Below are 24,739 nucleotides of genomic sequence, written 5' to 3'. Positions count from 1 at the left end.
CCTGGACCGCGGCCTTCGCTGGGACGACGGCGTCCACGCGGACCGGCTCCCTCCCGTGGCTCCCGAGCACGCCGCCCATGTCGTGGTGACCTTTCTGGAGGTTCGGACCGACGAAACTCCCCCTCCTGGCGACACACCTCGTCTCTCTCCTGGAGCCTGACGCATTGGCCTCTCCCGTTCCCGTCGCCCCGGCCCCCGTCACCTCCGCCGACGCCCGCCTCGCCCTGGCCGAGCAGCTGCTCGCCTGCGACACCGCGAGAGCGTGCGCGGAGGCCGTGGTGGCGTGGCTGCCCCGTCACGCCCAGGCCGTCGCCTCGGCCTGTCTGGCGCGCGAGGAGCCCGGGGGAAGGATGGGCTGTCTCGCCGCGAAGGGGCTGTCCGACGCGCAGCACGCCGCGCTCAAGGCCTGGTCCGATGACGACCTGTCCCACCCGCTGGCGGACGTGCTGGCCCAGGCCGCGCCCCGCTTCTTCCCGAGCGCCCGCGCGCCCCTGCCGTCGCCGGGGCCAGGAGGACTGCTCGCGGTGCCGCTGGGACGGCCCGGCTCGCCGCCGGTGGGCCTGCTCCTCGTCTGGGCCAGCGGCCCCACGCCGCCGCCCGAAGTGGCCTGGGTGGCCGGAAGCGTGGGCCCCTTCCTCGCGCGGCAGGCCACGTCGGGCCCGCTGGGTGCGAGCGGCAGCGCGCTGTTCCGCCGCATCATCGACGCGGTGACCGACCCGGTGCTGCTGACGGACCTGGAGGGCCGGCCCCGGCTGGCCAACGCGCGCGCGGAGGCCCTGCTGGTGGCGCATCCCGACGCGAGCCACGGCCGTCGGCGCGCCGTGCACCTCAACCAGCGCGTGTTCTCCGCCGCCGTGGCCAGCACCGCCAGCGGCGGCGTCCCCGGACTGAGCTGGCGGGAGATTCCGCTGGTGGACCCGGTGGAGGGACTGGACCTGCTCTTCGAGCTGGTCAGCACGCGGGTGTACGAGCCGGACGGCCGCGAGGCCATGGTGAGCGTGCTGCGCAACGTGACGGACCTGGGCCGGGCGACCCAGGCGCTGGGAGAGAGCTACCGCCGCCTGCGCGCCACCGAGCGCGAGGCGCGCAGCGAGCGCCACCGGTTGGACCGGGTGCTGGACTCCGTGGCGGACCCCATCATCCTGTCGGACCCGTCCGGCGGCACGGTGATGCTGAACGAGCCCGCGGAGAAGCTCTTCACCCTGCCCGTGGACGGAGGCCGCGCCGCCCAGCGACGCGTGCGCACCAACCACGCCACGTTCGCCTCGTTCCTCGCCAACCTGCTGGATGGCGGCAGCAACCTGCGCTGGCGCGGACAGCTCAGCCTGATGGACCCGGCCAGCGGCGACACGCTCCCGGTGGAGGCGGTGGCCAGCAAGGTGCTGGGTGACAGCGGCGAGCTGACGGGCATCGTCACCCTCTTCCGCGACAGGGGCGAGGCGCTGGCGAAGGCGCGGCTCCTGGAGCGGCTCAAGGAGGTCTCCACGCTGCTGGAGGCGCGCGTGCAGGTGGCCACCGCGGAGCTGGCGGAGCAGAACGAGAAGCTGCGCCGGCAGGCCATCCAGTTGGAGCAGGCGAGCGCGGCCAAGTCGCAGTTCCTGGCCAACATGTCCCACGAGTTCCGCACGCCGCTCAACGCCATCCTCGGCTACACCAACATGCTGCTGCAGGGCGTGTCGGGTGAGCTGACGCCGCCGCAGAAGCGCAACCTGGCGCGCATCGACTCCAACGGGCGGCACCTGTTGGAGGTCATCAACGAAATCCTGGACATCACCCGCATCGAAGCGGGACGGATGCCGCTGCACCTGTCGGACTTCGGAATCCCGGAGCTGCTCCACGAGGTCATGGCGGAGATGGACCCCATCATCGCGCGCAGCAAGCTGACGGTGAGCGCGCAGCTGGGCGCGAAGCTGCCGCCGGTGCACAGCGACCGACAGAAGGTGAAGCAGATTGTCCTCAACCTGCTCTCCAATGCCTTGAAGTTCACGCACGAGGGCGGCGTGAAGGTGCTGGCGGAGTACGCTCCGTCCACCTCCATGCTCACCATCTCCGTGGAGGACTCCGGGATTGGCATCGACCCGGCGTACCAGCAGAAGATTTTCGAGGACTTCCAGCAGGTGGACAGCTCGCCCACCCGGGCCTATGGCGGCACCGGGTTGGGATTGTCCATCTGCCGCCGTCTGGCCGACATGCTGGGGGGACGCGTCTCCCTCCAGAGCACCCCGGGACAGGGGTCGACCTTCACGCTGCACTTTCCACGACGCCCGAGGCGGACATGACGAATCCCTCCCCGAACCTCAAGCCGCTCGTGCTCGTCGTGGACGACTACGACGACGCGCGGGAGATGTACGCGGAGTACCTGGAGTTCTCCGGGTTCCGCGTGGCGCAGGCGAGGAACGGCCAGGAAGCCCTGGACCAGGCATTCGCGCTCACGCCGGACATCATCTTGATGGACCTGTCGTTGCCCATCATCGACGGCTGGGAGGCGACGCGGCGGCTGAAGAACGATGACCGCACGCGCGCCATCCCCGTCGTCGCGCTCACCGGCCATGCGATGACAGGCCAGTCGGACGAGGCGAAGGGCGCGGGCTGCGACTCCTTCGTCACCAAGCCGTGCCTCCCCGACGAGTTGGTGGCGGAGGTCCGGCACATCCTCGCGCAGCGCGGAGTCGCTGTGTCCCACTGAGACGTGCCCATGCCACGGACCTCCCGCCCCTCCAGCAAGTCGAAGACGTCCAGCCGGCGCGGCGCTCCGGCACGAAAGGCCGCGTCCACGAGCAAGCCCTCCCGACGCACCGCCACGTCCAGCGAGGCCCGCCCCACCGCTCCGCCGCCCCGGTCAGGCCGCGCCAAGCGCAACACGGTGAAGAACGTCCCGAAGGCCAAGGCGCCCCGGGCGAAGGACCCGCGCATCACCCGGCCCCCGGAGGAGCTGGCGGGTCCGCACTACCTCCATGGCGTGGTGCGCGCGGAAGGTCCGCTGGACTTCGGTGCGATTGGACTGGGAATGCCGCCGGCCCGCGTCCACGCGGTGCGCGAGGGCGGGCTCGTCGCGCTGGTGTCGGCGGTCCCCGCGCGCGTGGTGGACCCCACGCGGGCCAATCTGCTGGCCCACCAGCGCGCCGCCGAGGTGGTGCTGCGGGAGCACACGCTCCTGCCCGTGGCCTTCGGGACGGTGCTCGGCTCGGAGGCCGAGGTGCGAGGCTTCCTGCGCGCCTCCCAGGACGTGCTCACTGGAGTGCTGAAGGCCCTGGAGGGCAAGGTGGAGCTGGGCCTCAAGGTGCTCTACCACCGCGAGCACCTGGCCCGGCGCATGGAGCTGGAGGACCCGAGCCTGCGCCGTCGTGAGAACGAGGCGGAGGCCGAGCACGAGCGACGCCTGGGGCACGCGGTGGAGATGCGCGCCGCGCTGGACATGGCCGCGATGCAGGAGGGGCTGCGGCCGCTGGCCAGCGCGACTCGCACGGACGCGCCGATAGGCGAGCGGATGCTGCTCAACGCGTCCTTCCTCGTCGCCCGGGACGAGGTGCCCGCGTTCGAAGCGCGGGTCCGGATGCTGGCCGCGCGCTCGGACCTCTACGCCTTCCGCTTCACCGGGCCCTGGGCGCCGTACAGCTTCGTCGACGTGCGACTGGGGCTGGACGGCGGCGGCCAGGCACCGCCCGCGTCACGGCCCGCCGGCTGAAGACACCGGCGTCGTCACGCGCGCGGCCTCCGCGGCCAGCGGGTCCACGCCCGCGTGGAGCCGGACCCAGCCCGGGGTGTGCTCGGTGCGCGCGAAGAAGCCGTCCGTGCCCCGCGCCACCGTCAGCTCGCCCACGGACTTGCCCCCGCGCCGGTACTCCACGCGGAAGGCCTCCTTGGGCTCGCCTCCCGCCGGCGTCTCGTCGCGGCCCAGCAGGTCCACCGGCATCAACCGCCACACGCGGTCATGCCAGTTGCGGGTGAACTCGTCCGGCTTGTCCGGCGCCTCCTCTGGCGACAGCGCGACGGGGTTGGGCGCCTTGCCCGTGGCCCTGAAGGCGCGCGACGCGCCGCCCGAGGAGATGACCACCGCGTCGAACTCGCCCAGGTCGAACGTGTGCAGCCGCCGGTCCACCAGCCGGCTGCTCGCGTTCTCCAAGTCGGGCAGCAGCGCGGGGCCCAGCAGGAACACCTGGCCGTCCGACTCGCGCCGCAGGTAGGGCGTGCCCCAGCCTCCTGTCGTCGAGGCGAGCGCGAAGGTCTCCACCTTTCCGCCCAGCGTCAGCGTCAGCTTGCGCTGCGACGTGGTCAGCCCCACCTCCTCCAGCTTCTTCGTCTCCAGCACCCCCAGCGCCCGCGTGGCCCGCAGCGGGGCGAAGCGAGGGAAGAGCTTCTCCGCGACTTCATTGGCCCGAAGCTCGCGAGGGGGCGGAGGCGCGGGCGGAGCGGCCAGGAGCGACACCCCCGCGTCAGGAGTTCCCTGCGCCTGGGCCACGGCACCAGGAGCTGCCCCATCCGCGCCCGGCCCGGAGCCCGCGTCGGTGCCCGCCATGGGCTCCGCGGGAGGAAGCGGCTTCGAGGGCTTGTAGCCCAGGCGAACCCACAGCGTGTCCCGCGACTGCGCGTCGCGGTACAGCTCCACGTAGCGCGCCTCGTCCTCGTAGCGCACCTTGTCCAGCGCGCGCGCCGGCAGCTCCACCACCGCGTCGCCGGGAGCGCCCGCGGGGGCCCGCTGCCACACCAGGTAGGCGGCCACCAGCGCCACCACCGCGAGGGCGCCCTGGAGCGCCAGGTCCCGCGTCTTCATTGCGCACCTCCCGCCGCCACCGAGGCGCGCGGAGCACGACGGCCTCGCCGCCGCGTCGTCACGAAGCCCAGCGCCAGCACCAGCGCCGGGGCCACGAACACGGTGGCGTAGAACCACGCCACGTCCTGCTCCCGCGTGTGCTGGATGGGCACGTCCTCCTCCGAGGACACCGCGCCTGACACGGACTCCTCGCCCGTCAGCCACCGCAGCGTGTCCACCGCGAGGTAGGCATTGCCCATGTTGGACAGCACCACGTCGCTCACCACGTCCGCGTCCGCCATGACGACAGCGCGCGTCGGCTCCTTGCCGGCCGCCGCGGGCTGCTCCACCGCAACCACCAGCGGCCACGTGCGCCGCGTCTCCCCCGGGTCCGCCGTGAAGTTTCCATTGGCGTCCGCGAACGTCGCGCCATGCGCGCGCACGGAGATGTCGTGCATGACGTTGTTGGGCAGGGGCTGCACCTGGTCCAGCGCGCCCGCGCCCAGGAAGGCCACCGGCGACTGGCCGCCCATCGCCGTCAGCGACGTGACGGACGGATGCGAGCTGAAGCTCGCCGTACCCAGGTTGCCCCTGTCACTCTGTTGCCGCGTGGTGCGGAAGTACACCTGGTCATTCGCCAGCGGCGTGCCCGTGTACTTCAGGCCCAGCGGCTCCAGCAGCTTCTCGAAGCGCGGGCCCTCCGGCTCCAGCGCCAGCCACAGCCTGCCGCCGCGCTCCAGGTACTCGCGCACCGCGGTGATTTCCTCGGGCAGGAAGTCGCGCGTGGCGCCCAGCACCACCAGCGCCCCCGCATCGCCAGGCACCGCGCTGCCCAGGCCCTCCGCGACCCCCAGCGACCGGACGTCCACGTTCTGCGCGCGCAGCATCTCCTTGAACTGGGCGACGGGCGGCTTGGGCAGCTCGCCCGGCACCGGCCGCGTCTCCGCGCGCTCGCCATGGCCCGCCGTGAAGTAGACGACGCGACGGGGCTTCGCCACCGTCAGGAGCCGCCGTTGGACCTCCTGGTCCAGGCGCTGGAGCTGCCCCCGGGCGCGGTCCAACTCCAGGCCCACCGTGAAGGGCTCCTTGCGCTCACCCCGGGCCACGACGACGGTACCGTTGTTGTGGACGCCGAGCGCCCTCGCGCGGACGGGCTCCACCGCCTGGTCCAGCCGCTCCACGTTGAGCAGCTCCGGGCTCTCCACGGCCAGGTCCTGGAAGTACTGGCGCACCGCCTCCCCCACCTCGTTCGCGGGAGGGAAGAACATCGTCACCTGCAAGGGCTCGTTGAGCCCCCGCACCACCTTGCGCGTGGAGTCACCCGGCTTCGCGGTGCGGAAGTACGACAGGTCCCACGTCGTGTTCGCCTGCGTGACGACGTACATGGTCGCGAAGGCGAAGATGAGGACGAAGGACAGCCCCAGGCCGGAGAACAGCGCGCTGCGAGCGCGTCCCGTCTCCAGCACCGGCGCCCGCGTCATCGCCTGCGCCGCCGTCTCCACCAGCGCCAGCGGGACCAGGCAGCACGTCAGGAGCGCGGGGAACAGCGCCGCCAGCATCACCGCCAGCTTGGGCGACTTCTGCGACAGCGAGCCGTCGAAGAGAGACGTGCCCAGGTCGGACTGGAGGAAGTAGAGCGCCAGCGCGAGCAGGCCCACGCCGTACAGGCCCAGGACCCAGCCATCCACCGTGCGTCGGTCCGCGCCGGCGCCCCGGGAGCGCGCGAAGCGCCAGACCACCGCGGCCACCGCCGCGAGCACGCCCAATACGGAGAGGACACCACGGCCCGTCCCCAGGCCGAGGATGCGCTCGCCGATGAAGACGGACACCAGGCCCGCCACGAAGAGCAGCGTCGCCGCCAGCCCATTGCCCACCGGACGGGAGCTCATCGCCACCTCCGCGCTTCGAGCACCCGGGTGGCGGCGAACAGCGCCACATAGGTGACGACCAGGTAGTAGACGACGTCGCGCACGTGGATGAGCCCCGACTGGAACGGCGGGAAGTGCTGGTTCCAAAGGGACATCGCGCTGAAGACATCCGCCAGCGGCTGCTCGGTGATTCGCGCCAGCAGCCAGCAGAGGATGAGCGCCACCAGCATCACCGCGGACGTAATCGCCGCGAGCAGCTGGTTGCGCGCCAGCGCCGAGCCGAACGTGCCGACCGCGAGCGACGCGCTGCCCAGCAGCAGCAGGCCCAGGTAGCCCGCCGCCACGTGGCCGAAGGACACCTTGCCGTTCACCAGCACCAGCACCGGCATGTACAGCGTGCACAGCACGTACAGCGACAGGAAGGCGAGCCCCGCCAGGAACTTGCCCAGCACGATGTCGCGGTCTCTCAGCGGCGACGAGTACAGCAGGGGCAGCGTCCCCGTCTGCCGCTCCTCGGCCAACAGGCGCATGGAGATGAACACCGAGGCGACGATGGTGAAGCCGCTCGAGTAATAGAAGAACTGCGACAGCACCTCGGCGGAGCGCTTGCTCGCGCCGCCCAGGGCGTACGCGTTGAAGAACAGGCCGTTCAACGCGAGGATGACCGCGATGACGACGTAGCCGCTGAGCGTGCGCAGGTAGCCGGACAGCTCGCGACGGGCGATGAGCAGGGCCTTCACGCGCGCACCTCCTGACCGTGCGTCAGCCGCAGGAAGATGGACTCCAGCTGTCCCGCGCCCTGGTCCAACCGCAGCAACTCCAGCCCCGCGCCCACCACCGCCTGCGCCACGCGAGGACGCTCGTCCGGTGAAGCGCGCAGCGTCAGCGACACCACGCCGTCCGCCGCCCGGTCCACGTCCACCGCGCCAAACGGCTTGAGCACCTCCAGCGCGCGCGCCCGGTCTCCACGCACCTCCACCTCGATGGAGCCGCCGCCGCCCATCTTCCGCCCCAGCTCCTCCTCCGTCCCCTGCGCCACCAGCGTCCCCTTGTGGATGATGAGGAGCCGGTCACACGTCTGCGAGATTTCCGGGAGGATGTGGCTGGAGACGAGCACCGTGTGCGTGCCCTTGAGCCCGCGGATGACGTCGCGCATCTCGACAATCTGCCGGGGGTCCAGGCCGCTGGTGGGCTCGTCCAGGATGAGCAGCGCCGGCTTGTGCACCAGCGCCTGCGCCACGCCCACGCGCTGGCGGTAGCCGTGGCTGAGCGTGGAGATGAGCTCGCCGTCCACCTCGCGCAGGCCCGTCTTCTCCTCCGCTTCACCCACGCGCGCGGTGGTGTCCCGGGCCGTCACGCCGCGCAGCCGCGCGACGTACGTCAGGTACTCGCCCACCGTCATCTCCTCGTAGAGCGGCGGTACGTCCGGGAGGTAGCCAATCCGTTGCCGGACCTCGTGGGCATTGCTCACCACGTCATGGCCGTCGATGACGACGCGGCCAGCGGTCGGCAAGAGCACGCACCCGAGGACCTTCAACGTCGTCGACTTGCCCGCGCCATTGAGGCCCAGGAAGCCGATGACTTCACCCTGGCCGATGGTGAAGGCCAGGTCCCGGATGGCCGCGTGCTCACCGTAGTACTTGGTCAGCCCTTCGACCTGAATCATAGGGGGCCATTCCATCAGTCCCCCCAGGGGGCCTTGTCAAGCGCCGAACCACTCAGGCGTGGCGGAACTCCGGCCCCGCTGTGGTGCGGCCGAGCGTGAAGCGCAGCGCCTCCTCCAGGTCCGGCAGGAGGAAGGAGTAGCCGAGTCGCTCCGTGGCGGAGGGGAGCACCCGGGCACCCGCCAGCAGGGCCTCCTGCCCCATCTGCCCGAAGAGGGTGCGGATGGCCACGGCGGGCATCGGCAGGAAGGCGGGCCGTCGCACCACCCGGCCGAGCGTCTTCGCGAAGTCCGCCTGCCGCACCGCCCCCGGCGCCACGGCGTTGATGGGGCCGCGCGCCGCCTGGGTGAAGAGGCTGAAGTGGAAGAGTCCGAGGATGTCCTCCATCGACACCCAGGACATCCACTGGCGTCCAGAGCCGATGGGCCCGCCGCCTCCCGCGAGGAACGCGGGCAGCATCTTCGCCAGCGCGCCCTCTCGCGCATCCAGCACCGGGCCGATGCGCAGGTGCACCACGCGGATGCCGGCGGCCTCGGCGGGTGCGGTGGCCGCCTCCCAGGCGCGGCACACGTCCGCGAGGAACCCGGTGCCCGGCGCGCTCTCCTCGGTGAGCGGCTCGTCGCCCCGGTCGCCGTAGATGCCACTGCCCGCGGCGCACACCAGCACGCGGGGCTTCTTCTTCATGCGCGCCAGCGCCTCCGACAGCGTGAGCGTGCCCTCGGTGCGGCTCTTGAGGATGGCGTCCTTGTACTCGGGGGACCAGCGCTTGCCCGCGACGTTGGCGCCCGCCAGATGCACCACCGCGTCCACGCCCTCCAACGAGGCGGTGTCCACCTCACCCTTGTCGGGTGACCACGCCACCTCGTCGCGCGAGGCCTCGGCGCGGCCTCGCACCAGGCGCTTCACGCGGTGGCCGCCGGTGGTGAGGAACGGCACGAGCGACGAGCCAATCGAGCCCGACGCACCGGTGACTGCCACGGTGAGCGGCCCGGCCCCCGCGAAGGCGGCATGACGGCGCAGGTCTTCACGTGTCACCCGGTGGCGATAGGCGAACATCCGCTCCAGCGTGCGCCGGGCGATGCCGCCACCGAAGAGATTGCCCAGCGGGCCCACCGGCAGGACGTACTCCACCTCGTCCTCCAGGACGGAGGAGCTCGTCGCGGGCTCGGGCCACATCCGGTGGGTGTGGACCCACTTCGAGAACGGGCCGGACACCTGCGTGTCCTGGAAGAGCGAGTCCTGCACGTAGGCCGTGTGCTCGGCCACCCAGCGTCGGGGGATGGGGCCCACGCGCATCCGCATGACGACCCGGGCGCCCGGGTGGATGCCGTCACCGGAGCGCTCCAGCAGCTCCATCCGCTCCCAGGGAGGCGTCAGCCGTGCGAGCGCCCCGTCCCGGGCATGCCAGGCGAACAGCTCGGCGGCGGTGACCGGCATCCGACTGCGCGCATCGAAGACGTGCGACTTGCCCATGCTGCCTCCCAGCGCGACAGTGCGGCACGCATGCTAAATCCGGAGCTCGTCGAGCGCGCGGTGGAATTGCTTCGGCACGGCGGTGTCATCGCCCTGCCGACAGAGACGGTGTACGGCCTCGCGGCCAACGCCGAGGACGAGCTGGCGGTGCGCCGTGTCTTCGCCATCAAAGGCCGTCCCGCCACCCACCCGCTCATCGTCCACCTGCCTGGCGCCGAGCACCTGTCCTCCTGGGCTCGGGATATCCCCGACGCCGCGCACCGCCTCGCCGACGCCTTCTGGCCCGGACCCCTCACGCTCGTGCTGCCTCGCACGCCCAGGGCCACGGACGCCGTGACGGGCGGCCAGGACACGGTGGCGCTGCGCGTGCCAGGACATCCGGTGGCGCTCGCCGTGCTGAAGGCCCTGGGCGGAGGCGTGGCCGCGCCGAGCGCCAACCGCTTCGGCCGCGTGAGCCCCACCACGGCGGAGCACGTGCGCGCGGACCTGGGTGACGACGTGGACCTGGTGCTGGACGGAGGACCGAGCACCGTGGGCGTGGAGTCCACCATCGTCGACCTGAGCGCTGGCGCTCCCGCCATCCTCCGGCCCGGGGGCCTGTCCTCCGAGGACATCGAGCGAGTGCTGGGACATCCGGTGCCCGTGCGCCTCGCCTCCAAGGTCCGTGTATCGGGCTCGCTCGCTTCGCACTACGCGCCGCGCGCGGGCGTGGTGCTGACGGAGCCACGCGAGGCCGCCGCGCGCGTGCGCTCCCTCCGGGACCAGGGCCTGCGCGTGGGCGTGCTGGGGCCGGAGAGCCTGGAGCTGCCACCGGACGTGGCTCGCTTCGACGTGCCGGAAGACCCGGCGGGAGCCGCGCGCGTGCTCTACGCGAGGCTGCGCGAAGCGGATGAGCGCGGACATGACGTGCTCGTCGCCTGTCTTCCCGCCGCCAGCGGGCTGGGCATCGCGGTGCGAGACAGACTCTCTCGCGCCGCCGCGCCTCGCGACCCTCACTCCTGAATTGCAACGGCCGCCGGAGCATCCGCGCCGCTCACCACCACGCGACAACGACTGCCCGCCCCGCGCGATATGCGCTGAACCACCCCGCGTTGTCGTCACCGCACCGCGCGCACGGCACTCCCGTCTCGCGCGACCCACTCCAGCGGACGAGGCGACGATGATGGTGCGACAGCAGTGGCTCGCGGCAATGACGAGCGTCGTGGCGGCGCTGTGCTTCGCGGGGTGCGCCAGCCCCCAGAAGGTCCTGCTGGAGCGAACCAGCAGCCTCGTCGTCTACGACCTGCCCGCCATGGAGGTCATGAAGGCCGCGGAGAAGGTGCTCGCGGACCGGGGCTATGACCTGCTGCCCAGCACCGACCCCTACTTCCTCCAGACGCCCTGGAAGGTGACGGGCAGCTTCGACCTCGGCACCCGCTGGTCTCGCCTGTACGTCGAGGGCCGCGTCCGCGCCGATGGCCGCTTCTCCGTGCGCGCGTACGAGATGGCCGCCACCACCTTCGCCCGCACCCAGGCCCTTCCTGGCCTGGTCCACACGGGCTACGGCTCCGTGGACGACACGCCCAACGCCACGCCCACCGTCCTGGTGGGAACAGAGCCCTCCCTGCAGACGCGCTCCGCACGCCCCAACCTCCGCAGGCTCCTGGAGCTGGAGTGGAGCATCCTGGAGCGCGTCAACCCCGACTTCGCCGGGCGCGTGAAGGAGCAGGTCGACCTCTACGTGGCGCACGCACCCCAGTGACGCTCAGTCACGTCCACGCCGACGCATGACGCAGCCAGCCACACCCCGCACGAAGGGAGTTGGAGCAGCAAGGGGTTTGCGGGAACAGCGCAACCCCGACTTCGTCGGACACGTCAAGCAAGCGTCGCGACGAAACACGCGCCTTATTCGACGGACACGGCCGGGTGACGGACTTGAAAAGGCCTCCTGGGCTCCGGTATCCCGCATGTCCTCCAGAGGAGCGTCCCCGCGTGATGCGAAGCCTGTTCGGCATGGTCGTCGCCCTGTCTTTGATTGCCTGCAAGGAAGAGCCCCGAGGGCAGCTCGAGCCCATTCCCCGGCCTCCGGGCATGAAGGAAGCGCCCAAGGAGGAGGGCGCCGCGCAACCCGCCGCCGCGCCCGCCGCGGACCCGTCCAAGGTGGTGCTGCGCTGGAAGCCGCCCGCGGGCGCGCCCCTCACCTACCGCCTCACGCTGGACCGCACGGGCGCCGCGCCCGCCGAAGTCGAGGAGCCGGAGGCGAAGCCCGCCAAGGGCAAGAAGGGCAAGGAGAAGGAAGCGCCCAAGCCCGAGCGCGCCGCGGCCGCCACCACCGCGTTCCCCAGCGCGTTCACCTTCGTGCTGGAGCGCGGCGACTCCGGTGACTTCCGGCTGCGCGTCATCCCCGAGGGAAGCAGCGCCCCCGAGGACACCGGCACCGTGAGCGAGCGCGGCTTCGTGCTCGACGGCCTCCAGGGCATCACCCGCAACACGGCCTCGCTGGTGCTGGAGCTGCCCCTGGCGGCCGTGGGCCCCAACGACACCTGGGCGCTGGGCACGGAGCTGCTCATGCACGACGCCCTGGGGGCCACCGCCTTCACCGTCGGCAAGACGGAGCGCCGCAACCGCGTGAAGCTCACCGCGCTCACCCCCGGCGACGGCGGCGAGCAGGTGGCCACGCTGGAGTACGACTTGCTCGACCAGCTCTCCGGCAAGGCGGCCCCGCGTCGCCCGCCGCCCGCCGTGCCCGCGCGCGCCAGCGACCCGGAAGACGAGGACGCCCCGGCCTCCGCCGCGTCGGACGCGAGCGCCGAGGTGCGCATCGTCGGCCGTGGCGAGTTCCTGGTGAAGGCCGGCAAGTGGCGCTCGTGGGAGGGCAGCATCACCTCCTCCACACGAGGCATCTTCCCCGCCACCGCGCTCCAGGTGCCCCCCGGCACGGTGAAGCTGAAGCTCACCGCGCTGGAGTCGGCGCCCCCGCCGGCCGCGCCCCAGCCGACGGCGAAGCCCCAGCAGTAGGCGGCGCGCCGTCGGACTCGCGCACCAGCCGCACCACCGCGTCCACCCAGTCCGGGTGGGCGTTCAGCGAGGGGACGAGCGTCAACGACTCGCCCCCCGCCTCGACGAACTGCTCGCGGGCGCGCAGCCCCACTTCCTCCAGCGTCTCCAGGCAGTCGGCGACGAACGACGGGCACATCACCGCCAGCCGCTTCACGCCCTGCTTCGCCAGCTCCGGCAGCACCAGGTCCGTGTAGGGCTTCACCCACGGGGTGCGCCCCAGCCGCGACTGGAAGGACACGCTCCACCCGCTCGCGGGCAGACCCAGCCGCTCGGCCAGCCCGCGCGCCGTGGCGAAGCACTGGGCCCGGTAGCAGTGGCGGTTGGCGTCCGTGAGCGCGTCGCAGCAGCCCGCTGAAGCGAAGCAGTGCTGGCCTGACGTGTCTGTCTTGCGCACGTGCCGCTCCGGCACGCCGTGGAAGCTGAACAGGACATGGTCCGCGCGCGCGCCGGCAATCACCGGCCGGGCCACCGCCGTGAATGCATCCAGGAAGGACGGGTGCCCATGGAACGCCGGCACCGCGCGCACGTTGGGCACGTCCCAGCCCTCCGTCATCACCTCGTACACCCGGGCCAGCGACGAGGCCGACGAGGACGTGGCCTCCTGCGGATACAGCGGCAGCACGGTGAAGTCATTCACGCCGCGCGCGCGCATCTGGGCCACGGTGTCGGGGATGGACGGGCGGCCGTAGCGCATGGCCAGCGCCACGTCGTACTCACCCGAGAGCTTCTCGCGCACCGCCGCCTCCAGCTCCCGGCTGTACACCAGGAGGGGCGAGCCCTCCTTCATCCACACCTTGCGGTACGCCTCCGCGCTCTTCGCGGGCCGCGTGGGGAGGATGAAGAGGTTGAGCAAGAGCCAGCGCCCCACCGGGTGGATGTCCACCACGCGAGGGTCACTCAGGAACTCACGCAGGTAGCGCCGCACCGGCCCCGACTCGGGCGCGTCCGGCGTGCCCAGGTTGATGAGGAGCAGCCCCCGCTTCGGTTCCGGAGTCGTCATCAGTGCAGCGCGTTGGGAAGGGTGAGCGCGAACTCCGCGATGCGCGCCTCGAAGTGCGAGCCGTCCGGCCGCTCCATCTCGTAGCTGCCCCGCATGGTGCCGAACGGGGTGCGCAGCATCGCCCAGCTCGTGTACTCGAAGCGCTCGCCCGGGGCCACGCGGGGCTGGCGGCCCACCACGCCCTCCCCCTTCACCTCCTCCACCTTCCCGGAGGCGTCGGTGATGAGCCAGTGCCGCGCCTTGAGCTGTGCGGGCGCGTCGCTCTCGTTGACGATTTCCACCGTGTACATGAAGGCGTACTGCCCCGACTCGGGCGAGCTTCGCTCCGGCCAGTAGGCCGGCTTCACGGTGATGCGGATGCCGTCAGTGGTGGCGCTGGAAGACATGCCTCCACATTTGAAGGCAAGCCCCCCGGGTTGCAAGCAAAACCCCGGAGGGCCACCCGTCTGGGTTCAGGTTTTCGCGCTCTCCCGGTCATGGCCGGGCTCCGGGCTCTTGGGCCAGATGAGCGACGCGACGATGGCGGCCAGCAGGATGCCGCCAATCACACCCAGCGACAGGACGATGGGGAGGTGGATGCCGAAGTACGTAATCAGCATCTTCACGCCCACGAAGCCCAGGATTCCGCTCAGCCCCAGCTTCAGGAAGTGGAACTTGTCCATCAGGCTGGCCACCACGAAGAACAGCGAGCGCAGGCCCAGAATCGCGCACACGTTGGACGTGTAGATGATGAAGGCGTCCTGGCTGATGCCCAGCACCGCGGGGATGGAGTCCAGGGCGAAGAGCAGGTCCGTGGCCTCCACCACCAGCAGGACGATGAACAGCGGCGTCACCTTGCGGCGGCCATCCTCGGTGACGAAGAAGCGGCTGCCCTCGCCCAGGCGGGCCACCGGGAGCACCCGGCGCGCGAACTTGACGATGCCCTTCTGCTCCGGGTCCATCTCCTCGTCCTTGGAGACGAGCATCTTCACCGCGGTGAAGACGAGGAACGCGCCGAACAGGTAGATGAGCCAGTGGAAGCGCTGCACCAGGGCCGCGCCGGCGATGATGAGCACCGCGCGCATGATGAACGCGCCCAGGATGCCCCAGAACAGCACCCGGTGCTGGTGCTCGGCCGCCACCCGGAAGTAGCTGAACACCATCAGGAAGACGAACAGGTTGTCGACGGAGAGCGAGTACTCCACGACATACGCCGTCAGCCACTGGAGCGCCGGGGTGCTGCCGGAGAAGTGCCAGATGCCTCCGCAGAACGCGAGGCTGATGGTGATCCACACCACCGTCCAGATGCCCGCTTCCTTGGGCGTCACCGCGTGGTCCTTGCGGTGGAACAGACCAAGGTCCACGGCGAGCATCGCCAGGACGAAGAGGTTGAAGCCCACCCAAAGCGCGACTTGCGTATTCACGTGTGAATCCTGTTTCAGAAACAGCCGGCGCACCCTAGCGGCGGCGCGCCCGGGCGTCGACTCTTCCGTATAACCCCGGGGCCCCCGGCCTTCAGGGGCCCGGCCACCCCGCTATTCCGTCGCGGGTCGCCGCAGCACCATCAACGAGCGCCCCGCCACCTGCACCTTGCCGCCCGCGGGCGTGTGTGTGTGCAGGGACTCCCCTGAAGTGGCGGTGTCCACCACCTGCGCCCAGTCCGCGCCCCACTCCAGGGCCGGCAGCAGGAAGGAGATGGGCTCGTGGTGGGCGTTCATCAGGACGAGCACCGTGTCACCGACAATCCGGTTGCCCTCGTCATCCGGCGCGGCGATGGCATCACCGCCCAGAAGGAAGGCGAGCGAGCGGACGTAGGGCTTCTCCCAGTCGTCCTTCTTCATCTCCTTCCCGTCGGGCCGGAACCACGCCAGGTCCTTCAGCTCGCTGTCCCACATGTGCGCGCCGCGGAAGAAGCGGCGCTTGCGCAGCACCGGCTGCTCGCGGCGCAGGCGGGTGAGGCGGCTGGTGAACTCCAGGAGGGCGCGCTGCGTGTCGTTCAGCTCCCAGTCCACCCACGACAGGGCGTTGTCCTGGCAGTAGGCGTTGTTGTTGCCCTTCTGGGTGCGGCCCATCTCGTCGCCGGCCACCAGCATGGGCACGCCCTGGGACAGGAAGAGCGTGGCCAGGAAGTTGCGCTTCTGCTGCTCGCGCAGGGCGTTGATTTTCGCGTCCGCCGTCTCGCCCTCCACCCCGCAGTTCCAGGAGTGGTTGTCGTTGGCGCCGTCGCGGTTCTCCTCGCCGTTGGCCTCGTTGTGCTTGTCGTTGTAGGTGACGAGGTCGTGCAGCGTGAAGCCGTCGTGCGCGGTGACGAAGTTGATGCTCGCGGCGGGCTTGCGGCCTGACAGCGCGTACAGGTCCGAGCTGCCGGTGAGCCGGTAGCCAATCTCGGCGGCCTGCCGGTCATCGCCCTTCCAATAGCGGCGGATGGTGTCGCGGTACTTGCCGTTCCACTCGCTCCACAGCACCGGGAAGTTGCCCACCTGGTAGCCGAAGTCGCCCACGTCCCAGGGCTCGGAGATGAGCTTCACCTGACTGAGCACCGGGTCCTGGTGGAGAATCTGGAAGAAGGCCGCGCGCGTGTCGTAGCCGTGCCTGTCGCGTCCCAGCGTGGTGGCCAGGTCGAAGCGGAAGCCGTCCACGTGCATCTCCTCCACCCAATAGCGCAAGCTGTCGGCGACGAGCTTCAGCGCGTACGGGTGCGTGGCGTTCCACGAGTTGCCCGTCCCGGTGACATCCAGGTAGTAGCGCGGGTCCTTCTCCGTGAGGCGGTAGTAGGCCTCGTTGTCCACGCCCTTGAAGGACAGCGTGGGGCCCAGGTGGTTGCCCTCGCAGGTGTGGTTGTAGACGACGTCGAGGATGACCTCGATGCCGGCGCGGTGGAGCGCCTTCACCATGCCCTTGAACTCGTCCACCTGACCGCCCCGGGAGCCCGCGGCGCTGTAGCGCGAGTCCGGCGCGAAGTAGCCCAGGGTGCTGTAGCCCCAGTAGTTCGTGAGCTTCCTCTCCGCGAGGAAGGGCTCGTCAACGATGTGGTGGATGGGCAGGAGCTCCACCGCGGTGACGCCCACCTTCTTCAGGTGCTCAATCACGGCCGGGTGGCCCAGCCCCGCGTAGGTGCCCCGGACCTCCTCCGGCACGCGCGGGTGCAGCTGGGTGAAGCCCTTGACGTGCAGCTCGTAGATGACCGTCTGGTGCCAGGGCACGCGGGGCAGCGCGTCGCCTTCCCAGTCGAACGTGTCCTGGAGCACCACGGCCTTGGGCACGGCCGCGGCGTCGTCCCGCTTGTCCTGGACCAGGTCCTCGTCCTTGCCGCCGGACACGTGGCCGTAGATGGGGGCGCTGTAGTCCACGACGCCGTGGATGGCGCGGGCGTACGGGTCCACCAGCAGCTTGTGCGGGTTGAAGCGCAGGCCCTTCTTGGGCTCGAAGGGCCCATGGACCCTCAGGCCGTAGAGCGTCCCCGGCGTCAGGTCCGGCACATAGCCGTGCCACACCTGGTGCGTGTGCTCCAGCAGCGGGAAGCGGCGCGTCTCCTTCGACGGCTCGTCCGCGTCGTAGAGACAGACCTCCACCTTCTTCGCATGCTCGCTGAAGACCGCGAAGTTGACCCCATGCCCGTCATACGTGGCGCCCAGGGGAAACGGCTTCCCTGGAAGCACCTCGGCCCTCCTCATCCAGTGCTCCTCTCCAGCAGCACCACCGGGAACCCCGACAGGAGCGGCGCGAGAGGCAGCACCACGCCACCCGACCCACGCTCGGGCCGCACCTGTCGCCCGGTGAAGACATCGCGGAACATCATGCCCGCATATGCCTCCGGAAGGTCGAGGAACGTGTTCTCATACGCACCGGCCAGCCCCTCGGGGGACTCCAGCGCGGACAGGACGTAGCGCGGCGCGCACACCAGGATGACGGAGTCCTCCTGCTCGCGCACGAAGGCCACCGCCGCCTGGGCCCGGGGCCCGGACAAATCCAGCGCCTTGTAGCCACCGCTCCGGAACAGCTCCGAGTGACGCTGCCGCAACCGCAGCACCCGCGACAGCAGGAAGAGCTTCGCCTGGCCGTCGTCCAGGTGCTCCACCAGTCGCGCGCACAGTCCCGCCCGGTCCTCCTTCGCCTGCGCGTCCAGCGCGTCCAGCATCCGCGCGCGCAGGACGAAGTCCACCGGCCGGCGGTTGTCCGGGTCCACCAGCGACAAGTCCCACAGCTCGCAGCCCTGGTAGGTGTCCACCACGCCGGGCGAGGCGAGCTTCAAGAGCAGCTGGCCCAGGGCGTTGCACTGCCCGGCGCGCTCGATGCGCCGCTTGAAGTCGCGCACCTCCTCCAGGAACGTGGCGCCCTTGTCGGGGTCGAAGCAGGAGTCCACGAAGCCGGCCACCGCGTCGTCATAGGCGCTGTCCGGGTTGGTCCACGAGGTGCGGACCTTGGCCTCCTTGATGGCCTTGGCCATGTACTCGCGCACCCGGCGGTGGAAGTCCGCCATTGCCTCCGGGGACTGGGACTCGCCCATGGGCCAGGCGCCCACCACCGTCTGGAGGAAGAGGTAGACGTCGTTGGGGCTGGGCGCGGGGCCGGAGGGCAGCGGCGTCACGAACTTCTCGGTGAGCCGCATCCACCGCCGCGCCAGCTTGCGCCAGTCCTCGGGCAGCTCCGTCAGCACGTTGATGCGCGCGCGCACGTCCTCGCTGCGCTTGGTGTCGTGCGTGCTGGAGGTGAGCTGGCTGGCCGGCCAGTGCTCCGCGCGCTCCTGGTTGCGCAGGTGGAAGGTGTTGGCGCGCACCCCGAAACGCTCCGGCTCCCCGCCCACCTCGTTGAGGCTGACCAGCCGGTTGTAGATGTAGAAGACGGTGTCCTCCAGGCCCTTGGCCATGACGGGGCCCGTCACCTGCTGGAGCTTCATCGCGAAGCGGAGCATCACCGCGCGCTCGCGCTCGTCGGACTGCTCCGGGTAGCGGCCCAGGAGGATGTCGCGCAGGAAGTCGAAGATGGAGGCGTTGGTGGTGGCGTTGCGCTCCTTGGCGCGCTGAATCGTCCACTCCACGTACTGCACGTCGCGCGCGTCCAGCCCCGGACGCCAGCCGTCCACATACGTGCGGTAGACGGGGAACAGCGCGACGAACTCCACCAGCGCGCGCCGCAGCGAGTTGAGCGTGAAGTCGCGCGTGCGGCGGCTCATCTCGGAGATGCGGTTGAGCTCATGGGCCAGCACGTTGATTTCGCTGGCCATGGACACGCGCATGATGAGGAGCTTCTTCTGGTACACGAGCTCCGCGAAGTCGCCCTTCTCCCCGGTGAGCCGCTCGTACGTCTCCGTCAGGTGCGTCTCCGCCGCAGGGTGCACGAAGAGGCCGCTCACCGCGTTGGCGAACCGATAGCCGGTGGTGCCGTGCACCGCCCACGCCTCGGGAATCCGCTCGCGGCCGCCTTGAATCTTCTCCACCACCACGTACAGCGCCTTGCGCAGCGGGCTCGCCGGGTTCTCCGTCACCTCCGCGCGCCAGCGCTCGCGCAGCGCGGCCTCCACTCCCGGCCAGCGCGTGTCGTCCCCCGCCTGCTCCTGGAGGAACAGCGCGTGCGCGCGCTCCACGAAGTAGCGCTCCTGCAGGTCGAGGAAGTACGCGGTGGGGTCGAACAGGCCGTCCGGATGGTCGATTCTCAGCCCGGTGACGCAGCCCTCGCGCAGCCAGCGGAAGATGAGCGCGTGCGCCTCCTGGAAGACCTCCGGGTCCTCCACGCGGATGGCCGCCAGCCCGTTGATGTCGAAGAAGCGCCGGTAGTTGATCTCCTCGCCCGCCACCCGCCAGTGCGCCAGCCGGAAGCTGCAGGAGGACAGCACCGCGTCCAGCAGGTCGAACGAGCGCGGGTTGCCCGGCTCCCCGTTGAAGACGCGGACGTTGTCCTGGATGTACGCGAGGACCTCCTCGCTGGCCGCCGCCACCGCGGCCAGGCGGCGCTTGATGACCTCCTTCTCGCGGTGCCGCTCGATGACGCGGGGGCGCTCGATTTCCGTGCGCAGCGGCAGGTGCTCAATCGCGGTGAGGATGGAGAGCAGCTCCACCATGGGCGCGGCCTCGGTGCCCAGCCGGGCCTCCAGCCGCTCCAGGCCGTGGCGCAAGATTCGGCCGTACTGACGGGGCGCCACCGGCAGCAGGTGGTCGTAGTAGTGGAGGAAGAAGGCGCCCTCGCGGAAGGACAGCTTCAGCTCCCCGCGCTCCAGGACGACGCCGTACTGGTCCCCCAGAATCGGCAGCAGCACCTTGTCGCGCAGCTCGTCCTTCACCGGCGACCAGTCGATGTCGAAGTACTTGGCGTAGACGGATGAAGGGCCGTTCTCCAGCACGTCGAACCACAGGCGGTTGTCGCGCTCGATGCCCATGTGGTTGGGCACCACGTCCAGCACCTGTCCCAGGCCGTGCTCGCGCAGTGTCGCGCACAGCGCCGCGTGGTCCTCGGGCGAGCCCACCTCCGGATTGAGCTGCGTGTGGTCCACGCAGTCGTAGCCGTGGGTGCTGCCCGGCGTCGCCTTCAGATAGGGCGAGGCATAGAAGTCGCTCACGCCCAGGCGGGCCAGGAAGGGCACCACCTCGCGCGCTTGCTGGAAGGTGAACCCGCGGTGCATCTGCACCCGGTAGGTGGACAGCGGCGTGCGGGGACGCGGCCCCAGCTCCTGCTTCACGCGGGAGTACAGCCCTTCGGCCAGCGCCTCCGCGCTCAGGGTGGCACCCGACGCCCCCGTGGGAGCGGTTCCCTCTTCTTCCAGTCCGTCGAGCAGCATGGGGACGAGAGGTAGGGCGCCAGGGCGTCCGACGCCAGCGCGGGGTGCGACTTCCGCCCTCTATCCAACGCTCCAAGGGGCCGGATTGACGTGCATGCTTCACCCGCGTGCGCGCCAAAAAGCAGAGGGCTCGCCGGTACTTCCGGAGAGCCCTCGGGATGCAACTGCCGGGTGGCCCCGGCGACGGTGTCAGCTCAGCTGCTTGTTCACCAGCGAGGTCATCTCGAACATGGTGACGTTCTTCTTGCCGCCGAAGATCGGCTTGAGCTTGTCGTCGGCGTTGATCTGCCGCTTGTTCTTCGCGTCCTGGAGGTTGTTCTTCTTGATGTAGGCCCAGAGCTTCTTGACGACCTCGGTGCGCGGCAGCGGCTTGGCGCCGACAATCTCAGCCAGGGCGGCGGAAGGAGTCATCTCCTTCATGAACGACGCATTCGGCTTGCGCTTCGGGGCAGCGGCGGTCTTCTTGGCGGCGGGAGCCTTCTTCGCAGCAGCTTTCTTGGCGGCCATTCGTCTTGAGTCTCCTCCCCTCCGAAGGGGACGTTGTGCGGCCTCGCTTGTTTTTAAGCCAGTGCCGGTGGGCCGTAGGTAGCACGCCCAAGCCCGAAAAACAGCCCTCTCCTGCGTTTTTCCCTCTGGAAACGCCCTACGCAACGCGTTTCATGCCCGAGAAACCGGCTCCGCAGCACGATTCTCGCTCGGACGCCCCCCTCTCGCGGCGCGTCCCGACCCGAGAATCCGGCCTCGCGCGATGTCCGCCCTCGGAGGATTGCGACAGGGCACGTGGGATTCCGCTTGCGGACGAGGTGTACTTTTTCGGATGAAACGACCCATGCGAGCCCTCATCACCGGAGCCGGTGGCTTCCTTGGAATCTGGTTGGCCCGTGCCCTGGCGGCGCGCGGCGACACCGTGACGTGCCTCCTGCGCCCTCGGGGAGACGCCTCCGGACTGGCCGGCATCTCCTATACGCGCGTGGAGGGGGACGTGACGGACGCCGCCTCGCTGCGCCCCGCCGTGGAGGGTCAGGACGTCGTCTTCCACCTCGCCGGCGTTCGCCGCGGCGCGACACGCGAGGACTTCCTGCGCGTCAACGCGGAGGGCACGCGCCTGTTGTGCGACGCCATGGTGGCCGCGGGACACCGTCCGCGCCTGGTCCTGGTCGGCTCGCTGGCGGCCATGGGGCCGTCCTCCCCCACCCGCCCGCACGTCGAGGAGGACGCCTTCCATCCGCACGAGTGGTACGGCGAGAGCAAGGCGGAGGCGGAGCGCATCGCCTTCTCCTATGGAGACCGGCTGCCGGTGACAGTGTCGCGTCCGCCGCGCATCCTCGGCCCTGGAGACCGGGAGAACCTCACCTTCTTCAAGCTGGTGAAGAAGGGCATCCGGCTGGAGCTGGTGGGCGGCCCCCGTCCCCTCACCATGGTGGACGTGGAGGACGTGGTGGACGCGCTGATTCTGCAGGCCGAGCACCCGAGCGCGGTGGGCCAGGCCTTCTTCTGCGCGGGCCCGGGTGGGCCGCTCTCCTTGGAGGCGGTGCAGGACCTGGGGGCGAAGGCGCTGGGCCTGACACCCCGCACGGTGCGCATGAGTCCCTGGGTGCTGAGCACCCTCGCCTCGGCGGCGGACGGCGTGTCGCGGGTGACGGGCAAGAAGCTCCCCCTGAACCGGAAGCTGGCCCGACAGCTGCTCGCGCCCGCCTGGACCTGTTCCAGCGCGAAGGCCGAGCGCCTCCTGGGGTATCACCCCAAGAGGGATTTGGAGGACTCCATCCGCCGCAGCGCCGAGTGGTACCGCGAGCAAGGCTGGCTCTAGCCATGCTAGCAGGGGTGGGGGAGCCTTCCCCCGTCCCGGCGTCGTTGACCTCACCCCCCCTGGAGTGTCAGGAAGCCCGCTGCCACATGCCCTCGAAAGCCGCCTTTTTCGATGTCGACGGGACGCTCGTGAAGACGAACGTCGTCCACGTCTACGCGTACTACGCGATGAACCGGGGCTCCGTGTCGGGCATCGCGGGACGGACCTTGAGCACCGCCCTCAGCGTGCCCCTCTTCGGGCTCATGGATTCGCTGGACCGCAAGACGTTCAACGAGTTCTTCTACCGTTATTACGCGGGGTTGACCGAGGACCGCCTCGTCACCATCGCGGAGGACATGTTCGAGGACGTGCTGCAGCCCGCGCTCTTCGAGCAGTCCCAGGACCTCATCGACCAGGCCCGCCGCAGCGGGTGCAAAGTCGTGCTGGTGACGGGGGCGCTGGACTTCACCATGCGTCCGCTCGCCCGGCACCTGGGCGCCGATGACCTGATCGCCAACAAGATGCAGTTCGTGGGCGGCAAGGCCACCGGCAAGGTGATTCCGCCCATCATCGAAGGCGCGAACAAGGCCAACTCCATCCGTGCCTATTGCGCCAAGGAGGGCCTGACGCTGGACAAGTGCCACGGCTACTCCGACAGCGCCTCCGACTACGCCATGCTCGCGGTGGTGGGCCGTCCCACCGCGGTGAACCCGGACCTGCGGCTGCGCTCCATCGCGCGCGCCTACAACTGGCCCATCCTCGACCTCAAGTAGTCCCCCTGCCCGCCATGCGCCCGTTCAAGACGCTCCAGAAGCTGTACGACGAGGAAAGCCAGGTCGTCATCACCGAGAAGGGCAGCCCCCCGCGCGCCCTCTTCTACGGTGAAGGCTTCCTCCAGGAAGATTTGCCCGTGGGTACCCGGGTCATCTTCCCCCGCCCGCCCATGGCGGGAGTGCCCAACGTCAAGGCCGCCATCCGCTGGGCCATCAACAACCCGGATGGCATGGACCCGCTGCACGCGCTGCTCAAGCCGGGCATGCGGCTGACGTGCGTCATCGACGACATCAGCGTGCCGCTGCCGCCCATGGTGACGCCGGACGTGCGCCAGTCCATCCTGGAGGTGGTGCTGGAGCTGGCCGCCGACAGCGGCGTGGATGACGTGCACCTGGTCATCGCCAACGCGCTGCACCGTCGCATGACGGAAGGCGAGATGAAGCGGATGGTGGGCGAGAAGATCTACGACGCCTTCTATCCGGACCGTTACTACAACCACGACGCGGAAGACCCGGACGGCATCGTCGCGCTGGAGCGCACGTCCCACGGCGAGGAAGTCTCCGTCAACCGCCGCGTCGCGGAGAGCGACCTCATCATCTATGTGAACGTGAACTTCGTGCCCATGAATGGCGGGCACAAGTCCATGGGCACCGGCGTGTCCAACTACGCGTCGCTGCGCCACCACCACAATCCGAAGACCATCCGCGCTTCGGAAAGCTACATGGAGCCGAAGGCGAGCGCGCTGTACCGCAGCAACGAGCGCATCGGCCGCAACATCGACAAGCACCTGAAGGTCTTCCACATCGAGACCACGCTGAACAACCGCATGTTCGGCGCGCCCACGGACTTCCTCGCCAAGCGCGAGGAGGACTACACCGAGGGCGACCGGCTGAAGTTCCAGGCCATGCGCTACGCGTTGTCCAAGATGCCGCGCGCGGCGGCCCGCAAAATCCTCAACACGATTCCGGCGCCCTACGACGTCACGGGCGTGTACGCCGGGGCCACCGAGCCCGCGCACGCCAAGACGCTGGAGACCAGCTGGAAGCAGTACGTGGTGCCGGTGGAGGGGCAGAGCGACATCGTCATCTTCCCGATTCCGTTCGTCTCTCCGTACAGCGTCAACTCCATCCTCAACCCGCTGCTCGTGCAGGTGATGGGGCTGGGCTACTTCTTCAACCTGAACCGCGGCGTGCCGCTGGTGAAGAAGGGCGGCGTGCTCATCCTGCTGCACCCGGCCTACGACGAGTTCGACCCGGAGCACCACCCCAGCTACATCGAGTTCTTCCACCGGCTGCTTCCCGAGACGCGTGACTCCATGAAGCTGGAGCACAAGTACGAGAAGGAGTTCGCGGAGAACCCCAGCTACGTGCACCTGTACCGCAAGAACAACGCCTACCACGGCGTGCACCCGTTCTACATGTGGTACTGGGGCGAGAACGGTCGCCAGCACGTGGGCAAGGTCATCGTCGCGGGCGCGGAGAACAACCACGTCCCCGCGCTGCTCGGCTGGGACCGCACCGACACGCTCACCGAGGCCATCGAGGAAGCGCGCGGCTTCATGGGCCGCTCGGCCACCATCAGCCTCCTGCGCATTGCCCCCACGGTGATGGTGGACGTGAAGTGAGGTCGGA

20 protein-coding genes are annotated in these 24,739 nt (G+C 69.9%); 9 read left to right on the top strand and 11 right to left on the bottom strand.

From position 1 onward, the window contains the following. Positions 1-164 precede the first annotated feature (164 nt). The 3 genes from LZ199_RS31615 to LZ199_RS31605 are packed head-to-tail and all read left to right on the top strand — an operon-like array spanning position 165 to position 3,685. Positions 165-2,279, top strand: a complete 2,115-nt coding sequence (locus LZ199_RS31615) for a PAS domain-containing sensor histidine kinase (RefSeq protein WP_253997477.1) — start codon at positions 165-167, stop codon at positions 2,277-2,279. Beyond that, positions 2,276-2,686 carry a response regulator gene (locus LZ199_RS31610; protein WP_163868129.1) on the top strand — a complete coding sequence of 137 codons (411 nt, stop codon included), beginning with the start codon at positions 2,276-2,278 and terminating at the stop codon, positions 2,684-2,686. The genes LZ199_RS31615 and LZ199_RS31610 overlap by 4 nt, the downstream gene beginning before the upstream one ends. Positions 2,687-2,695: 9 nt before the next feature. Continuing rightward, positions 2,696-3,685 carry a GvpL/GvpF family gas vesicle protein gene (locus LZ199_RS31605; RefSeq protein ID WP_253997476.1) on the top strand — a complete coding sequence of 330 codons (990 nt, stop codon included), beginning with the start codon at positions 2,696-2,698 and terminating at the stop codon, positions 3,683-3,685. Here LZ199_RS31605 and LZ199_RS31600 read toward each other — a convergent pair. Genes LZ199_RS31600 through LZ199_RS31580 form a run of 5 tightly spaced genes read right to left on the bottom strand, consistent with a single transcriptional unit; the run spans position 3,668 to position 9,755 of the window. Then, complete coding sequence (locus tag LZ199_RS31600) at positions 3,668-4,771, bottom strand: hypothetical protein (RefSeq protein WP_253997475.1); 1,104 nt, start codon at positions 4,769-4,771, stop codon at positions 3,668-3,670. The two genes, LZ199_RS31605 and LZ199_RS31600, sit on opposite strands and share 18 nt — an antisense overlap. Beyond that, entirely contained in the window at positions 4,768-6,639 is a 1,872-nt protein-coding gene (locus tag LZ199_RS31595) for a Gldg family protein (protein ID WP_253997474.1), read from the bottom strand. The genes LZ199_RS31600 and LZ199_RS31595 overlap by 4 nt, the downstream gene beginning before the upstream one ends. Further along, positions 6,636-7,358, bottom strand: a complete 723-nt coding sequence (locus LZ199_RS31590) for an ABC transporter permease (RefSeq protein WP_253997473.1) — start codon at positions 7,356-7,358, stop codon at positions 6,636-6,638. The genes LZ199_RS31595 and LZ199_RS31590 overlap by 4 nt, the downstream gene beginning before the upstream one ends. Then, positions 7,355-8,284, bottom strand: a complete 930-nt coding sequence (locus LZ199_RS31585; protein ID WP_253997472.1) for an ABC transporter ATP-binding protein — start codon at positions 8,282-8,284, stop codon at positions 7,355-7,357. The genes LZ199_RS31590 and LZ199_RS31585 overlap by 4 nt, the downstream gene beginning before the upstream one ends. A gap of 52 nt (positions 8,285-8,336) precedes the next feature. Further along, positions 8,337-9,755: a TIGR01777 family oxidoreductase gene (locus LZ199_RS31580; RefSeq protein WP_253997471.1), complete on the bottom strand. Its 1,419-nt coding sequence runs from the start codon at positions 9,753-9,755 to the stop codon at positions 8,337-8,339. 30 nt (positions 9,756-9,785) lie between these two features. Between LZ199_RS31580 and LZ199_RS31575 the strand changes: the two genes are divergently transcribed. From LZ199_RS31575 to LZ199_RS31565, 3 genes are all read left to right on the top strand, one after another. Continuing rightward, the gene (locus LZ199_RS31575; RefSeq protein WP_253997470.1) at positions 9,786-10,757 is read left to right on the top strand and encodes an L-threonylcarbamoyladenylate synthase; all 972 of its coding nucleotides are present in this window, start codon (positions 9,786-9,788) and stop codon (positions 10,755-10,757) included. A gap of 157 nt (positions 10,758-10,914) precedes the next feature. Beyond that, on the top strand, positions 10,915-11,496 hold the full coding sequence (locus LZ199_RS31570) for a hypothetical protein (protein WP_253997469.1): 582 nt from the start codon (positions 10,915-10,917) through the stop codon (positions 11,494-11,496). 233 nt (positions 11,497-11,729) lie between these two features. Next, positions 11,730-12,752 carry a hypothetical protein gene (locus LZ199_RS31565; protein ID WP_253997531.1) on the top strand — a complete coding sequence of 341 codons (1,023 nt, stop codon included), beginning with the start codon at positions 11,730-11,732 and terminating at the stop codon, positions 12,750-12,752. Here LZ199_RS31565 and hemH read toward each other — a convergent pair. From hemH to LZ199_RS31535, 6 genes are all read right to left on the bottom strand, one after another. Further along, complete coding sequence (hemH, locus tag LZ199_RS31560; protein ID WP_253997468.1) at positions 12,688-13,794, bottom strand: ferrochelatase; 1,107 nt, start codon at positions 13,792-13,794, stop codon at positions 12,688-12,690. The two genes, LZ199_RS31565 and hemH, sit on opposite strands and share 65 nt — an antisense overlap. Beyond that, positions 13,794-14,180, bottom strand: coding sequence for a Co2+/Mg2+ efflux protein ApaG (gene apaG, locus LZ199_RS31555; RefSeq protein WP_253997467.1), 387 nt, complete (start codon positions 14,178-14,180; stop codon positions 13,794-13,796). Before apaG ends, hemH begins: the two co-directional genes overlap by 1 nt. Positions 14,181-14,246: 66 nt before the next feature. Beyond that, the gene (locus LZ199_RS31550) at positions 14,247-15,197 is read right to left on the bottom strand and encodes a TerC family protein (protein ID WP_253997466.1); all 951 of its coding nucleotides are present in this window, start codon (positions 15,195-15,197) and stop codon (positions 14,247-14,249) included. Between the two features lie 111 nt (positions 15,198-15,308). Continuing rightward, positions 15,309-17,447 carry a glycogen debranching protein GlgX gene (glgX, locus tag LZ199_RS31545; RefSeq protein WP_253997465.1) on the bottom strand — a complete coding sequence of 713 codons (2,139 nt, stop codon included), beginning with the start codon at positions 17,445-17,447 and terminating at the stop codon, positions 15,309-15,311. Continuing rightward, positions 17,444-20,545: a malto-oligosyltrehalose synthase gene (gene treY / locus LZ199_RS31540; RefSeq protein ID WP_253997464.1), complete on the bottom strand. Its 3,102-nt coding sequence runs from the start codon at positions 20,543-20,545 to the stop codon at positions 17,444-17,446. The genes glgX and treY overlap by 4 nt, the downstream gene beginning before the upstream one ends. A gap of 189 nt (positions 20,546-20,734) precedes the next feature. After that, positions 20,735-21,052: an SWIB/MDM2 domain-containing protein gene (locus LZ199_RS31535; RefSeq protein WP_163868142.1), complete on the bottom strand. Its 318-nt coding sequence runs from the start codon at positions 21,050-21,052 to the stop codon at positions 20,735-20,737. 322 nt (positions 21,053-21,374) lie between these two features. On the opposite strand from LZ199_RS31535, the gene LZ199_RS31530 reads away from it, so the two are divergent. From LZ199_RS31530 to LZ199_RS31520, 3 genes are all read left to right on the top strand, one after another. After that, positions 21,375-22,355 (top strand): NAD-dependent epimerase/dehydratase family protein, encoded by a 981-nt coding sequence (locus LZ199_RS31530; protein WP_253997463.1) that lies wholly within the window; start codon positions 21,375-21,377, stop codon positions 22,353-22,355. Positions 22,356-22,441: 86 nt separating this feature from the next. Continuing rightward, positions 22,442-23,107, top strand: coding sequence for an HAD family hydrolase (locus tag LZ199_RS31525; protein WP_163868144.1), 666 nt, complete (start codon positions 22,442-22,444; stop codon positions 23,105-23,107). 14 nt (positions 23,108-23,121) lie between these two features. Next, complete coding sequence (locus LZ199_RS31520) at positions 23,122-24,732, top strand: lactate racemase domain-containing protein (protein ID WP_253997462.1); 1,611 nt, start codon at positions 23,122-23,124, stop codon at positions 24,730-24,732. Positions 24,733-24,739 lie beyond the last annotated feature (7 nt).

The sequence above is a fragment of the Myxococcus qinghaiensis genome, assembly GCF_024198215.1.
Lineage (GTDB): Bacteria > Myxococcota > Myxococcia > Myxococcales > Myxococcaceae > Myxococcus > Myxococcus qinghaiensis.
The sequence above is the reverse complement of the archived record's forward strand: the minus strand, read 5'-3'. Positions and strand labels throughout refer to the sequence as shown.

Excerpts from the sequence above, each read along its gene's own strand:
- LZ199_RS31610 (WP_163868129.1), top strand. The coding sequence starts at position 2,276 with ATGACGAATCCCTCCCCGAACCTCAAGCCGCTCGTGCTCGTCGTGGAC.
- LZ199_RS31605 (WP_253997476.1), top strand. The coding sequence starts at position 2,696 with ATGCCACGGACCTCCCGCCCCTCCAGCAAGTCGAAGACGTCCAGCCGG.
- LZ199_RS31600 (WP_253997475.1), bottom strand. The coding sequence starts at position 4,771 with ATGAAGACGCGGGACCTGGCGCTCCAGGGCGCCCTCGCGGTGGTGGCG.
- LZ199_RS31595 (WP_253997474.1), bottom strand. The coding sequence starts at position 6,639 with ATGAGCTCCCGTCCGGTGGGCAATGGGCTGGCGGCGACGCTGCTCTTC.
- LZ199_RS31585 (WP_253997472.1), bottom strand. The coding sequence starts at position 8,284 with ATGATTCAGGTCGAAGGGCTGACCAAGTACTACGGTGAGCACGCGGCC.
- LZ199_RS31580 (WP_253997471.1), bottom strand. The coding sequence starts at position 9,755 with ATGGGCAAGTCGCACGTCTTCGATGCGCGCAGTCGGATGCCGGTCACC.
- LZ199_RS31575 (WP_253997470.1), top strand. The coding sequence starts at position 9,786 with ATGCTAAATCCGGAGCTCGTCGAGCGCGCGGTGGAATTGCTTCGGCAC.
- LZ199_RS31570 (WP_253997469.1), top strand. The coding sequence starts at position 10,915 with ATGATGGTGCGACAGCAGTGGCTCGCGGCAATGACGAGCGTCGTGGCG.
- LZ199_RS31565 (WP_253997531.1), top strand. The coding sequence starts at position 11,730 with ATGCGAAGCCTGTTCGGCATGGTCGTCGCCCTGTCTTTGATTGCCTGC.
- hemH (WP_253997468.1), bottom strand. The coding sequence starts at position 13,794 with ATGACGACTCCGGAACCGAAGCGGGGGCTGCTCCTCATCAACCTGGGC.
- apaG (WP_253997467.1), bottom strand. The coding sequence starts at position 14,180 with ATGTCTTCCAGCGCCACCACTGACGGCATCCGCATCACCGTGAAGCCG.
- glgX (WP_253997465.1), bottom strand. The coding sequence starts at position 17,447 with ATGAGGAGGGCCGAGGTGCTTCCAGGGAAGCCGTTTCCCCTGGGCGCC.
- treY (WP_253997464.1), bottom strand. The coding sequence starts at position 20,545 with ATGCTGCTCGACGGACTGGAAGAAGAGGGAACCGCTCCCACGGGGGCG.
- LZ199_RS31535 (WP_163868142.1), bottom strand. The coding sequence starts at position 21,052 with ATGGCCGCCAAGAAAGCTGCTGCGAAGAAGGCTCCCGCCGCCAAGAAG.
- LZ199_RS31530 (WP_253997463.1), top strand. The coding sequence starts at position 21,375 with ATGCGAGCCCTCATCACCGGAGCCGGTGGCTTCCTTGGAATCTGGTTG.
- LZ199_RS31525 (WP_163868144.1), top strand. The coding sequence starts at position 22,442 with ATGCCCTCGAAAGCCGCCTTTTTCGATGTCGACGGGACGCTCGTGAAG.
- LZ199_RS31520 (WP_253997462.1), top strand. The coding sequence starts at position 23,122 with ATGCGCCCGTTCAAGACGCTCCAGAAGCTGTACGACGAGGAAAGCCAG.